Origin of the sequence: Streptomyces melanosporofaciens (assembly GCF_900105695.1) — a bacterium.
Lineage (GTDB): Bacteria > Actinomycetota > Actinomycetes > Streptomycetales > Streptomycetaceae > Streptomyces > Streptomyces antimycoticus.
On record NZ_FNST01000002.1, the window covers coordinates 3,909,069 to 3,920,529 of the forward strand.

The 11,461-nt window shown below is 69.2% G+C and carries 12 protein-coding genes; all 12 read left to right on the forward strand.

What is annotated here, in order from left to right; translation table 11 throughout:
- The first annotated feature begins 319 nt into the window (after positions 1–319).
- The 12 genes from BLV72_RS19480 to nuoK all read left to right on the forward strand — a co-directional run bounded on the left by BLV72_RS19480 (position 320) and on the right by nuoK (position 11,451).
- Positions 320–679, forward strand: a complete 360-nt coding sequence (locus BLV72_RS19480; RefSeq protein ID WP_014054062.1) for an NADH-quinone oxidoreductase subunit A — start codon at positions 320–322, stop codon at positions 677–679.
- A gap of 32 nt (positions 680–711) precedes the next feature.
- The gene (locus BLV72_RS19485) at positions 712–1,266 is read left to right on the forward strand and encodes a NuoB/complex I 20 kDa subunit family protein (protein WP_093463764.1); all 555 of its coding nucleotides are present in this window, start codon (positions 712–714) and stop codon (positions 1,264–1,266) included.
- A 91-nt stretch (positions 1,267–1,357) separates the two neighbouring features.
- Complete coding sequence (locus BLV72_RS19490; protein WP_093463766.1) at positions 1,358–2,101, forward strand: NADH-quinone oxidoreductase subunit C; 744 nt, start codon at positions 1,358–1,360, stop codon at positions 2,099–2,101.
- Positions 2,101–3,435 (forward strand): NADH-quinone oxidoreductase subunit D, encoded by a 1,335-nt coding sequence (locus tag BLV72_RS19495; RefSeq protein ID WP_093463767.1) that lies wholly within the window; start codon positions 2,101–2,103, stop codon positions 3,433–3,435. The genes BLV72_RS19490 and BLV72_RS19495 overlap by 1 nt, the downstream gene beginning before the upstream one ends.
- Positions 3,432–3,581, forward strand: coding sequence for a hypothetical protein (locus BLV72_RS47990; protein WP_167746382.1), 150 nt, complete (start codon positions 3,432–3,434; stop codon positions 3,579–3,581). Before BLV72_RS19495 ends, BLV72_RS47990 begins: the two co-directional genes overlap by 4 nt.
- Positions 3,582–3,598: 17 nt before the next feature.
- Positions 3,599–4,408 carry an NADH-quinone oxidoreductase subunit NuoE gene (gene nuoE / locus BLV72_RS19500; RefSeq protein WP_093463769.1) on the forward strand — a complete coding sequence of 270 codons (810 nt, stop codon included), beginning with the start codon at positions 3,599–3,601 and terminating at the stop codon, positions 4,406–4,408.
- On the forward strand, positions 4,408–5,790 hold the full coding sequence (nuoF, locus tag BLV72_RS19505; RefSeq protein WP_093463770.1) for an NADH-quinone oxidoreductase subunit NuoF: 1,383 nt from the start codon (positions 4,408–4,410) through the stop codon (positions 5,788–5,790). The genes nuoE and nuoF overlap by 1 nt, the downstream gene beginning before the upstream one ends.
- Entirely contained in the window at positions 5,787–8,276 is a 2,490-nt protein-coding gene (locus BLV72_RS19510) for an NADH-quinone oxidoreductase subunit G (RefSeq protein WP_093463772.1), read from the forward strand. The genes nuoF and BLV72_RS19510 overlap by 4 nt, the downstream gene beginning before the upstream one ends.
- A 26-nt stretch (positions 8,277–8,302) precedes the next feature.
- Positions 8,303–9,631 carry an NADH-quinone oxidoreductase subunit NuoH gene (nuoH, locus tag BLV72_RS19515; protein ID WP_093470437.1) on the forward strand — a complete coding sequence of 443 codons (1,329 nt, stop codon included), beginning with the start codon at positions 8,303–8,305 and terminating at the stop codon, positions 9,629–9,631.
- Complete coding sequence (gene nuoI / locus BLV72_RS19520; RefSeq protein ID WP_093463773.1) at positions 9,624–10,238, forward strand: NADH-quinone oxidoreductase subunit NuoI; 615 nt, start codon at positions 9,624–9,626, stop codon at positions 10,236–10,238. Before nuoH ends, nuoI begins: the two co-directional genes overlap by 8 nt.
- Entirely contained in the window at positions 10,235–11,155 is a 921-nt protein-coding gene (locus tag BLV72_RS19525) for an NADH-quinone oxidoreductase subunit J (RefSeq protein WP_093463775.1), read from the forward strand. The genes nuoI and BLV72_RS19525 overlap by 4 nt, the downstream gene beginning before the upstream one ends.
- On the forward strand, positions 11,152–11,451 hold the full coding sequence (gene nuoK, locus BLV72_RS19530; protein WP_014054072.1) for an NADH-quinone oxidoreductase subunit NuoK: 300 nt from the start codon (positions 11,152–11,154) through the stop codon (positions 11,449–11,451). Before BLV72_RS19525 ends, nuoK begins: the two co-directional genes overlap by 4 nt.
- Positions 11,452–11,461: the final 10 nt, after the last annotated feature.

An 11,461-nucleotide genomic window follows, 5' to 3' on the forward strand; every position in this document is an offset into this window, starting at 1 on the left:
AAATTTGCATGTATGTACCATGTCTTGGTAGGAGCGCAACGCGCTCACCTGCCATGACGTCTCCGAATGTCACTTCTCGTGGTCGTTCGGATGCTTCACGTACAAGATCACCGCTCATCCGACTTCATGATCCTTCGTCAGGTGGTGGAGATCACAAAGACGTTGTCGTACCCCGTGTCGCAGATCACAGACCGACGGGCATAGGATGCAGGCGAAACGGGCTTGTGAACTGCCTCACATGTGCGCGATCTTCGTGGGGTGACCGGCATGTCCGTGCGGTCCGCCAAGCAGTCATCGTCGACTGAAGGGAGCGAGGACGGTGAACGCATACGCGCCCATCCTCGTACTGGGAGCCCTCGGGGCAGGTTTTGCGATCTTCTCGGTGCTCATGGCCGCGATCATCGGCCCCAAGCGCTACAACCGGGCCAAGCTCGAGGCCTATGAGTGCGGCATCGAGCCGACTCCGCATCCGTCCGGCGGTGGGCGCTTCCCCATCAAGTACTACCTGACGGCGATGCTCTTCATCGTCTTCGACATCGAGATCGTCTTCCTCTACCCCTGGGCCGTCACCTTCGACGCCCTCGGCCTGTTCGGGCTCGTGGAGATGCTCCTCTTCGTGCTCACCGTCTTCGTGGCCTACGCCTACGTATGGCGGCGTGGCGGCCTGGAGTGGGACTAAAGGGGCTCAAGAGGAGATAGGGGAAACATCGCATGGGTATCGAAGAGAAGCTGCCGAGTGGGTTCCTGCTCACCACCGTGGAACAGGCCGCCGGGCTGGCCCGTAAGTCCTCCGTCTTCCCGGCCACCTTCGGGCTGGCCTGTTGCGCCATCGAAATGATGACCACGGGTGCCGGGCGCTACGACCTCGCGCGCTTCGGCATGGAGGTCTTCCGCGGCTCGCCCCGCCAGGCCGACCTGATGATCGTCGCCGGGCGGGTCAGCCAGAAGATGGCCCCGGTATTGCGCCAGGTTTACGACCAGATGCCGAACCCGAAGTGGGTCATCTCCATGGGCGTCTGCGCCTCCTCCGGAGGGATGTTCAACAACTACGCGATCGTGCAGGGCGTCGATCACATCGTCCCGGTCGACATCTATCTGCCCGGCTGTCCGCCGCGCCCCGAGATGCTCATGGACTCGATCCTCAAGCTGCACCAGAAGATCCGCGAGGAGAAGCTCGGCGTCAATCGCGAGCGTGCGGCCCGTGAGGCGGAGGAGGCGGCGCTCAAGGCGTTGCCGATGATCGAGATGAAGGGGCTTCTTCGGTGAGCGACGCACACGAGGCCACCGGGCCGCAGACGGCGACGAAGGCCGCACCTCTGCGCCTGGTGGGCGGAGAAGCGAACGGAGGGAAAAGGCGTTGACCGAGGCCAATGGGTCCAACGGGGTCAACCCGGACAAGGACCTCAACGCTGAGAACCTCCCCGGCCGCCGCGGCGACCAGGGCGAGCCCATCCGCGTCCAGCGCGGGATGTTCGGCGCCAACAACGGCGGCGACACCACCGGCTACGGCGGGCTGGTGCGCCCCGTACGGCTGCCCGGCCAGGCCACCCGGCCGTACGGGGGCTGGTTCGACGAGGTCGCCGACGAACTCGAGGGCGCGCTCGAGGAGCAGTCGCTGCTCCCGGAGAACGCGATCGAGAAGACCGTCGTGGACCGCGGTGAGCTGACCTTCCACATCGCCCGCGAGCACCTGCCGCGGGTCGCCCGGACCCTGCGCGACGACCCGGCGCTCCGCTTCGAGCTGTGCACCGGCGTCAGCGGGGTGCACTTCCCCGGCGACAAGGGCCGGGAGCTGCACGCCGTCTACCACCTGCGGTCGCTCACCCATGGCCGGGTGGTCCGGCTGGAGGTGAGCGCCCCCGACAGCGATCCGCACATCCCGTCGATCGTCGATGTCTATCCGACCAACGACTGGCATGAGCGCGAGACCTACGACTTCTTCGGCCTGATCTTCGACGGTCATCCCGCGCTGACGCGGATCATGATGCCCGACGACTGGCAGGGCTTCCCGCAACGCAAGGACTACCCGCTCGGCGGCATCCCCGTCGAGTACAAGGGCGCCCAGATCCCTGCTCCGGACCAGCGGAGGTCGTACAGCTGATGACTGCCCCCCACGCAACGCCTTCCGCCTCCGCGCGCGAGACGACCGAAGGCACCGTCTACACCGTCACCGGCGGCGACTGGGACGAGGTCGTGGCCGCCGCGGCGAAGGCCGACGACGAGCGGATCATCGTCAACATGGGTCCGCAGCACCCCTCCACCCATGGGGTGCTCCGGCTGATCCTGGAGATCGACGGCGAGACGGTCACCGAGGCCCGCTGCGGAATCGGTTATCTGCACACCGGAATCGAGAAGAACCTCGAATTCCGGAACTGGACGCAGGGCACCACCTTCGTGACGCGCATGGACTATCTGACGCCCTTCTACAACGAGGCGGCGTACTGCCTGGGCGTCGAGAAGCTGCTCGGCATCACGGACCAGATCCCGGACCGGGCCTCGGTCATCCGGGTGCTGCTGATGGAGCTCAACCGGCTCTCCTCGCATCTGGTGGCCATCGCCACCGGCGGTATGGAGCTCGGCGCGACCACCATCATGATCTACGGCTTCCGCGACCGTGAGCTGATCCTGGACATCTTCGAGCTGGTCACCGGCCTGCGGATGAACCACGCGTACATCCGGCCCGGCGGGCTCGCCCAGGACCTGCCGCCGGGTGCGGTCGACCAGATCCGGGCCCTGCTGAAGACGATGCGCAAGAACCTGCCCGAGTACGACAAGCTCGCCACCGGGAACCCGATCTTCAAGGCCCGGCTGCAGGACGTGGGCTACCTCGACCTCGCCGGGTGCATGGCGCTCGGCGCGACCGGCCCGATACTGCGTGCCACCGGGCTGCCGCACGATCTGCGCAAGTCCGATCCGTACTGCGGCTATGAGACGTACGACTTCGAGGTGCCGACCGCCGACACCTGCGATGCCTACGGCCGTTTCCTGATCCGGCTGGAGGAGATGCGCCAGTCGCTGCGGATCGTCGAGCAGTGCCTGGAGCGGCTGGAGCCGGGTCCGGTGATGGTCGAGGACAAGAAGATCGCCTGGCCCGCACAGCTCGCGCTCGGCCCGGACGGCCTCGGCAACTCCCTGGACCACATCAAGAACATCATGGGCACCTCGATGGAGGCCCTGATCCACCACTTCAAGCTGGTGACCGAGGGATTCCGGGTGCCGCCCGGACAGACGTACGCGGCGATCGAGTCGCCCAAGGGGGAACTGGGCGCCCATATGGTCAGCGACGGCGGCACCCGCCCGTTCCGCGTCCACTTCCGCGACCCGTCCTTCACCAATCTGCAGGCCGTGGCGGCGATGTGCGAGGGCGGCCAGGTCGCCGATGTGATCGTGGCCGTCGCGTCCATCGACCCCGTGATGGGAGGAGTGGACCGGTGACCGACGCACGCGTGAATGGTGCCTGCGCGCAGCGCAGCCGCTTGAGGGCGGTGGCGGGAGACGGGCGGGACGCCGGGCCGCAGATGACGACGATGGCCGCACCTCTGCGCCGCGCGGGCGGAGAAGGGAACGATGAGGCACAGTGACAGACGTACAGCTTGGGATGCCGGAGCTGCCGGCCCCCGACTACCCCGCCGAGGTACGTGCCCGGCTCGAGGCGGACGCCCGGGAGGTGATCGCCCGCTACCCGGACAGCCGCAGCGCGCTGCTGCCGCTGCTGCATCTGGTGCAGTCCGAGGAGGGCCATGTCACCCGCACCGGCATGCGGTTCTGCGCCGAGGTGCTGGGGCTGACCACCGCCGAGGTCACCGCCGTCGCCACCTTCTACACGATGTACCGGCGCAAGCCCTCCGGCGACTACCAGGTGGGGGTGTGCACCAACACCCTGTGCGCGGTGATGGGCGGCGACGCGATCTTCGAGGAGCTGCAGAGCCACCTGGGGGTGGGCAACGGGGAGACCACCGAGGACGGCAAGGTCACCCTGGAGCACATCGAGTGCAACGCGGCCTGCGACTACGCCCCCGTGGTGATGGTCAACTGGGAGTTCTTCGACAACCAGACCGTCGAGTCGGCCAAGGGGCTGGTCGACGATCTGCGGGCGGGCCGGACCGTCGAGCCGACCCGGGGCGCGCCGCTGTGCACCTACAAGGAGACCGCCCGGATCCTGGCCGGCTTCCCCGACGCCCGTCCGGGCGCCGTCGAGGCCGGCGGCTCCGCGGGGCCCGCCTCGCTGGTCGGCCTGCGGCTGGCCAAGGGGGAGGCCGCGCCCGGCCGGGTCGTCTCGCCGAGGTCCGCGGACGTCCCGCAGGACGAGGCGCCGCCGACGCATCCCAGCTCGCATGACGCGCCGCAGCGGACCTCCGCCTCCGATCCGCACCACCCCGCAGGTCCGGTCGCCGAGGAGGGGGAGTGATGACCGTGACAACCGAGATCAATGGGCACAGCCCCGAGAAGTTGCTGGCACCCGTGCTCTCCGCCTTCTGGGACCAGCCGAACTCCTGGGCCCTGCGCACCTATCTGCGGCACGACGGCTACCAGGGGAGCGCCAAGGCCCTCGCGATGGACCCCGACGCGGTGATCGCGCTGGTGAAGGACGCGGGACTGCGCGGACGCGGCGGCGCCGGCTTCCCCACCGGAATGAAGTGGCAGTTCATTCCGCAGGGCGACGGCAAGCCGCACTATCTCGTCGTCAACGCCGATGAGTCGGAACCGGGCACCTGCAAGGACATCCCCCTTCTCTACGCCAATCCGCACTCGCTCATCGAGGGCATGGTCATCGCCTGTCATGCCATCCGCTCCGAGCACGCCTTCATCTATCTGCGCGGCGAGACCGTCCCCGTGCTGCGGCGGCTGCACGAGGCCGTCCGCGAGGCGTACGAGGCGGGCTACCTCGGCACGGCGGAACGGCGGCGGGACAAGCTCGGGGTGGACGGACTTCCCGGTCTCGACATCACCGTGCACGCGGGCGCCGGCGCGTACATCTGTGGTGAGGAGACCGCGCTGCTGGACTCGTTGGAGGGACGCCGCGGCCAGCCCCGGCTGCGGCCCCCCTTCCCCGCGGTCGCCGGTCTGTACGCGTGCCCCACTGTGGTGAACAACGTCGAATCCATCGCCTCTGTTCCCGCGATCCTCAACAAGGGCAAGGAATGGTTCCGTTCGATGGGCAGCGAGAAGTCCCCGGGCTTCACGCTCTACTCGCTGTCCGGCCATGTGGCCAACCCCGGGCAGTTCGAGGGTCCGCTCGGGATCACCCTGCGCCAGCTGCTCGACATGAGCGGCGGGATGCGCCCCGGCCACCGGCTGAAGTTCTGGACCCCGGGCGGCTCGTCCACCCCGCTGCTCACCGAGGAGCACCTGGACGTCCCGCTGGACTACGAGGGCGTGGGCGCGGCCGGGTCGATGCTGGGCACCAAGGCGCTCCAGTGCTTCGACGAGACCACCTGCGTGGTGCGGGCGGTGACCCGCTGGACCGAGTTCTACGCGCATGAGTCCTGCGGCAAGTGCACACCCTGCCGCGAGGGCACGTACTGGCTGGTGCAGCTGTTGCGCGACCTGGAGGCCGGCAAGGGGCGCATGGACGACCTCGACAAGCTGGCCGACATCGCCGACAACATCAACGGCAAGTCCTTCTGCGCCCTCGGCGACGGCGCGGCCAGCCCCATCTTCTCCTCGCTGAAGTACTTCCGCGAGGAGTACGAGCAGCACATCACCGGCGGGGGCTGTCCGTTCGACCCGGCCAAGTCGACCGTCTGGGCCGACGAGCCGCGCTCCACTCACCTGGGGGTGAACGCATGACCGTGACCACCAACGCACCCTCGTCGGGTGGGGAGGCTGCGGTGCCGCGCGAGGATCTGGTCTCCGTCACCATCGACGGGATCGAGATCTCCGTCCCCAAGGGGACGCTGGTCATCCGTGCCGCCGAACTGCTCGGCATCGAGATCCCGCGGTTCTGCGACCATCCGCTCCTCGACCCGGCCGGCGCCTGCCGCCAGTGCATCGTCGAGGTGGAGGGCCAGCGCAAGCCGATGGCCTCCTGCACCATCACCTGCACCGACGGGATGGTCGTCAAGACGCAGCTCACCTCGCCGGTGGCCGAGAAGGCACAGCGCGGGGTGATGGAGCTGCTGCTGATCAACCACCCGCTGGACTGCCCGGTCTGCGACAAGGGCGGTGAATGCCCGCTGCAGAACCAGGCGATGAGCGCCGGACAGGCCGACAGCCGCTTCGAGGGCCAGAAGCGCACCTTCGCCAAGCCGGTCCCGATCTCGGCCCAGGTGCTGCTGGACCGCGAGCGCTGTGTGCTGTGCGCGCGCTGCACCCGCTTCTCCAACCAGGTCGCGGGCGACCCGATGATCGAGCTGCTGGAGCGGGGCGCGCTGCAGCAGGTGGGCACCGGCGAGGGCGACCCGTTCGAGTCGTACTTCTCCGGCAACACCATCCAGATCTGCCCGGTGGGCGCCCTGACCTCGGCGGCGTACCGCTTCCGCTCCCGCCCCTTCGACCTGGTCTCCTCGCCCAGCGTGTGCGAGCACTGCGCGGGTGGCTGCGCGACCCGCACCGACCACCGGCGCGGCAAGGTCATGCGGCGGCTGGCGGCGGACGACCCCGAGGTCAACGAGGAGTGGATCTGCGACAAGGGCCGCTTCGGCTTCCGCTACGCGCAGCTGCCCGAGCGGCTCACCACCCCGCTGGTGCGCGACCGCGAGACGGGGAAGCTGGAGCCGGCGAGCTGGCCCGAGGCGCTGGACGCGGCGGCCGAGGGGCTCGGCATGGCGCGCGGCCGTACCGGCGTGCTCACCGGCGGCCGGCTGACCGTCGAGGACGCGTACGCCTACGCGAAGTTCGCGCGGCTCGCCCTGGACACCAACGACATCGACTTCCGGGCCCGTACGCACAGCGATGAGGAGGCCGACTTCCTGGCCACCCATATCGCGGGCCGGGGGCGTGACCTGGACGGCGGCGGGCTCACCTACACCACGCTGGAGAAGGCCCCGGCCGTGCTGCTGGTCGGCTTCGAGTCCGAGGAGGAGTCGCCCGGCGTCTTCCTGCGGCTGCGCAAGGCGCACCGCAAGCACGGACAGCGCACCTTCTCGCTGGCCACCCACGCGACCCGGGGCCTGGAGAAGGCGGGCGGCATGCTCCTGCCGGCCGCCCCCGGCACCGAGCCCGAGTGGTTGGACGCCATCGCGGGCCGCACCGGTCTGGACGAGAGCGGGGAGCGGGCCGCCGAGGCGCTGCGCGAAGAGGGCGCGGTGATCATCGTGGGCGAGCGGCTGGCGTCCGTGGCCGGCGGGCTGACCGCCGCCGTACGGGCTGCCGCCGCCACCGGGGCCACACTCGCCTGGATTCCGCGGCGCGCGGGGGAGCGGGGCGCGATCGAGGCGGGCGCCCTTCCCGGGCTGCTGCCCGGTGGCCGCCCGGCCCATGACCCGCGGGCCCGCGAGGAGGTCTCCGCCGTCTGGGGCACCCATGACCTTCCGCACCAGGTGGGCCGGGACACCGGCCAGATCATCGAGGCCGCGGCGGTCGGCGGGCTCGGTGCGCTGCTGGTCGCGGGCGTCGAGGTCGCCGATCTGCCCGATCCGGCGCGGGCGCTGGAGGCCCTGGACGCGGTGGACTTCGTGGTCAGTCTGGAGCAGCGGCCCTCGGAGGTCACCGAGCTGGCCGATGTGGTGCTGCCGGTCGCGGCGGTCGTCGAGAAGTCCGGCACCTTCCTCAACTGGGAGGGCCGGGCCCGGCCGTTCGAGGCGGCGCTCAAGCCCGACCAGATGACCCGCCGCCATACGCTTCCGGACGCCCGGGTGCTGCACATGCTGGCCGACGCGCTGGACGCGCCCCTGGGCCTGCCGGACGTCGAGGCCGTACGCACCGAGATGACCCGGCTCGGCACCTGGCAGGGCCCGCGCGCCACCGCCTCGCTGGAGACGGGCGGTCCGCTGCCCCGGCCGGCCGAGGGCGAGGCGGTGCTCGCCGGCCATCGGCTGCTGCTCGACCAGGGCCGGCTGCAGGAGGGCGATCCGGCGCTGGCCGGGACCCGCCACGCGGCCGTGGCCCGGCTGTCGGCCGCCACGGCGGGCGAGGCAGGGGTCGAGGACGGTCAGATCCTCCGCGTCAGCGGCCCGGCCGGCTCGGTCCAACTGCCGCTGAGCATCACCCCGATGCCCGACCGGGTGGTCTGGCTGCCGCTGGCCTCCGTCGGCGGCGGTGTCCACCGCGATCTAGGAGCCCGCCCCGGTGATGTCGTCACGATCACTGCCCCCGCGACGGAGGTGACCCAGTGAGGTATCTCGCCGCAGAGGACCTGTCGATGTTCGGCACCGACCCGTGGTGGCTGGTCCTGATCAAGGCCGTCTTCTGCTTCGCGTTCCTGATGGTGACGGTGCTGATCTCCATCGTCATGGAGCGCAAGGTGGTCGGCTGGATGCAGCTGCGCATCGGGCCCAACCGCCATGGCCCCTGGGGCATGCTGCAGTCCCTCGCGGACGGCGTGAAGCTGATGCTCAAGGAGGACGTGGTCGTCAAGGGCGCGGACAAGGTGGTCTACGTCCTGGCGCCGGTCGTCGCGGCCATCCCCGCCTTCATGGCGGTCGCGGTGATGCCGTTCGGCCCCTCGGGCGGCGAGATCTCGATCTTCGGCCATCGCACCACGATGCAGCTGACCGATCTGCCGATCGCCGTCCTCTACATCCTCGCCACCGCCTCGGTCGGCATCTACGGCATCGTGCTCGCGGGCTGGTCCTCCGGATCGACGTATCCGCTCCTGGGCGGCCTGCGCTCCTGCGCCCAGATGATCAGCTACGAGATCGCGATGGGGCTCTCCTTCGCGGCGGTCTTCCTCTACTCCGGGTCGATGTCGACCTCGCAGATCGTCGAAGGGCAGCATGACCGCTGGTACGCGGTGCTGTTGCCGGTCTCGTTCCTCATCTACATCGTCTCGATGATCGGTGAGACCAACCGGGCGCCGTTCGACATGCCGGAGTCCGAGGGCGACCTGGTCGGCGGCTTCAACACCGAGTACTCGTCGATCAAGTTCGCGATGTTCATGCTCGCCGAGTACATCAACATGGTCACCGTCTCGATGGTCGCCGTCACCCTCTTCCTCGGCGGCTGGCGGGCGCCCTGGCCGATCAGCACCTTCTGGGAAGGCGCCAACCACGGCTGGTGGCCGATGCTGTGGTTCGTCGGCAAGGTCGTCACCTCGCTGTTCGTCTTCATCTGGGTGCGCGGCACGCTCCCGCGCGTGCGCTACGACCAGTTCATGAAGCTGGGCTGGAAGGTGCTCATCCCGATCTCGATGGTCTGGCTGATGCTGGTCGCCACCGTCCGGGCGCTGCGCAACGAGAACTACGACTACCAGGACATCGTGCTGTACGTGGGCAGCGCGGTGATCGCGCTGCTGCTGCTGTCCTTCGTGGTCGACTTCTTCCGCGACCGTTCGGCCACCCAGGCCGAGGCCGGAGCGGAACAGGGACCGGAGCCCGCCTTCGATCCGATGGCGGGAGGTTTCCCGGTGCCGCCGCTGCCCGGCCAGACCTTGCCGCCCGTCCCCCGCCGACGTCCGCGCACCGAGCGCGAGTTGATTGTCAGTGGTGGGCCCGACACTGCCAGTGACGGAAAGGAGGCCGACGGTGTCTGACTTCCAGAATCCGGTGGCCGGCTTCGGCGTGACCTTCAAGGCCATGTTCAAGAAGCGGCTCACCGAGCAGTACCCAGAGGAGAAGAAGCCCACCGCGCCCCGCTTCCACGGACGCCACCAGCTCAACCGGCATCCGGATGGGCTGGAGAAGTGCATCGGCTGTGAGCTGTGCGCCTGGGCCTGTCCCGCCGACGCGATCTATGTGGAGGGCGCGGACAACACCGACGAGGAGCGCTACTCCCCGGGTGAGCGCTACGGCCGCGTCTACCAGATCAACTATCTGCGCTGCATCCTGTGCGGCCTGTGCGTCGAGGCGTGCCCCACCCGGGCGCTGACCATGACCAATGAGTACGAGCTCGCCGACCGCAGCCGCGCCTCCCTCATCTACACCAAGGAGGAGCTGCTCGCGGGCCTCGAGGACGGGATGGTCGACTCCCCGCACGCCATCTACCCCGGCACCGACGAGCAGGACTACTACCGGGGTCTGGTGACCGAGGCGGCGCCCGGCACCTCCCGGCAGGTCGCGGCCAGCAAGGGCGAGACCCTGTCCGACCAGGCCGCGGGGAACGAGGAGTCGCAGGACCCGCAGCAGGGGGTGCAGGCATGAGCGGCACTCTGGCCGCTGCGGCCTCCACCACCTCCACGGGTGAGGCCCTCCAGTTCTGGGTGCTCGGCACCGTCGCCGTGATCGGCGCGCTGTGCACGATCCTGATGCGCAAGGCCGTGCACAGCGCCCTGTGCCTGGCGGGCACCATGATCGTCCTGGCGGTCTTCTACCTCGCCAACGGTGCGTACTTCCTGGGCGTCGTCCAGATCGTCGTCTACACCGGCGCGATCATGATGCTCTTCCTCTTCGTGGTGATGCTGGTCGGCGTCACCGCGGCCGACTCCCTCAAGGAGACCCTGAAGGGGCAGCGCTGGCTCGCCGCCCTGTGCGGGATCGGCTTCGGCATCCTGCTGTGCGCCGGGATCGGCAATGCCTCGCTGAAGACGTGGAACGGCCTGGGCCAGGCCAACTCCGGCGGCAATGTCGAGGGCCTGGCGGCGCTGATCTTCACCAAGTACGTCTTCGCCTTCGAGATCACCGGCGCGCTGCTGATCACCGCGGCGGTCGGCGCGATGGTGCTGACCCACCGCGAGCGCACCGAGCGGGCCCGCACCCAGCGCGAGCAGGCCGAGGCGCGCGTGCGCACCGGGCGGAACGTGCCGCCGCTGCCCGCCCCCGGTGTGTACGCGCGGCACAACGCGGTGGACATCCCCGGTCTGCTGCCCGACGGCACCCCGTCCGAGCTCACGGTCAACGCGACGCTGCGCGGCCGCGGTCAGATCCGGGACGTCTCCAGCGAGGCGCTGGCCGAGCTGGCGGCGCTGGAGCAGCGCTCGCAGCGCTGGCTGGGCCGTAACGCCAAGGACACCGGCAAGAAGGCCGAGGACGCCGCCGAGCCGGAGCACGGCGAGAACGGCGCGAACGGCCAGAACGGTGAGACCGCGGCCGGCGCGAACTCGAGGGGAGTCGCCAAGTGAATCCGGTCAACTACCTCTACCTGGCCGCCCTGTTGTTCACCATTGGTGCGGCCGGCGTTGTGATCAGGCGGAACGCGATCGTCCTCTTCATGTGCGTCGAGCTGATGCTGAACGCGTGCAACCTGGCGTTCGTCACCTTCTCCCGGCTGCACGGCAATCTCGACGGCCAGATCATCGCCTTCTTCACGATGGTCGTCGCCGCGGCGGAAGTCGTGGTCGGTCTCGCGATCATCGTGTCCGTCTTCCGCTCCCGCCACTCGGCCTCGGTCGACGACGCCAGCCTGATGAAGCTCTAGAAGGGGTCGC

Excerpts from the sequence above, each read along its gene's own strand:
- BLV72_RS19485 (WP_093463764.1), top strand. The coding sequence starts at position 712 with ATGGGTATCGAAGAGAAGCTGCCGAGTGGGTTCCTGCTCACCACCGTG.
- BLV72_RS19495 (WP_093463767.1), top strand. The coding sequence starts at position 2,101 with ATGACTGCCCCCCACGCAACGCCTTCCGCCTCCGCGCGCGAGACGACC.
- nuoE (WP_093463769.1), top strand. The coding sequence starts at position 3,599 with ATGCCGGAGCTGCCGGCCCCCGACTACCCCGCCGAGGTACGTGCCCGG.
- nuoF (WP_093463770.1), top strand. The coding sequence starts at position 4,408 with ATGACCGTGACAACCGAGATCAATGGGCACAGCCCCGAGAAGTTGCTG.
- BLV72_RS19510 (WP_093463772.1), top strand. The coding sequence starts at position 5,787 with ATGACCGTGACCACCAACGCACCCTCGTCGGGTGGGGAGGCTGCGGTG.
- nuoH (WP_093470437.1), top strand. The coding sequence starts at position 8,303 with ATGTTCGGCACCGACCCGTGGTGGCTGGTCCTGATCAAGGCCGTCTTC.
- BLV72_RS19525 (WP_093463775.1), top strand. The coding sequence starts at position 10,235 with ATGAGCGGCACTCTGGCCGCTGCGGCCTCCACCACCTCCACGGGTGAG.